Origin of the sequence: Vibrio sp. 10N.286.48.C11 (genome assembly GCF_041469805.1) — a bacterium.
Lineage (GTDB): Bacteria > Pseudomonadota > Gammaproteobacteria > Enterobacterales > Vibrionaceae > Vibrio > Vibrio crassostreae_C.
The window spans coordinates 1-947 of sequence record NZ_JBFRLK010000171.1 but is presented as its reverse complement, the minus strand read 5'-3'; the positions used below and the strand labels follow the sequence as shown (position 1 = coordinate 947).

The 947-nt window shown below is 46.8% G+C and carries 1 protein-coding gene; it reads left to right on the top strand.

Going from position 1 to position 947, the window contains the following annotated elements; genetic code table 11:
• A partial coding sequence (locus tag AB4209_RS22430) for a VCBS domain-containing protein (RefSeq protein WP_372057452.1) occupies window positions 1-947 on the top strand: 947 nt, incomplete at both ends.

The following is a 947-nucleotide window of genomic DNA, read 5'->3' as shown; positions in this document are numbered from 1 at the left end:
GACAGTGTCAGTGAGGGGGCCGATAATCATCACACCCTCAATCTGCTAGTAGGCGCCACAGATAAAGAGGGCGACGCTTTAACCATCAGGCACCTTGAATATGCCATCGATGGTCAACCTCAGGCAGGGAAAATCCCCGCAGGCATCACCTTAGATACTGATGGTCATACATTAATTGTTGATGCCACTGATCCCGCATTTAATCATTTGGCAAATGGTCAGTCGCAACAAATCGCTATCACCTATCAAGTAGAAGATGGCCATGGTGGAAGTACGCAACAAACCGCCACGCTTACGATTGCCGGGACAGATGATAAAGCCACACTGGTTTCTAATGTCATTCAGCTCACTGAAACACAAGCGCTGGATAGTGAATTTAAATTCTATAGAGGCCAGCTTCAGCTAATTGACCCTGATAGTGGTGATAACACTCAGTTTGTTTTTAGCGGGAAGTATTTAGGCCAAGGGGTTGAGCCTGGTCACCTTGATGTTTGGCCTAATGGCACTTATCAATTCAGATTAGAAGCTGTTACCAATCGTCATGCGGACGATCTCATTGGTAGCCTACATGCTGGCGAGTCGATGGAGCTCCCCTACGAAATCGAAACCAATGATGGTCAAAAGCTCACCATTATGGTGAAGGTGACCGGTGAAGATAACCAAGCAAAAATTGCAGTGACGCCCTACTCCAGCTTCAATAATCATGTTTACGAAGATCACACTTCCTTTGGCAATACCACTAATCAGCTCAGCAGTGGCGGCACGTTACACGTGATTGACCCGGATCACGACCAAGCCGGTTTTATTGCACAAACCATCACCACCGCCGAAGGTGGTCGGTTCAATATCAACGCAAAGGGCCATTGGTCATACGATATTGACAATGATAAAGTCCAACATTTAGGCGCAGGGGAAAGCTTCCAGCAAACCTTTACCGTTGAATCTAT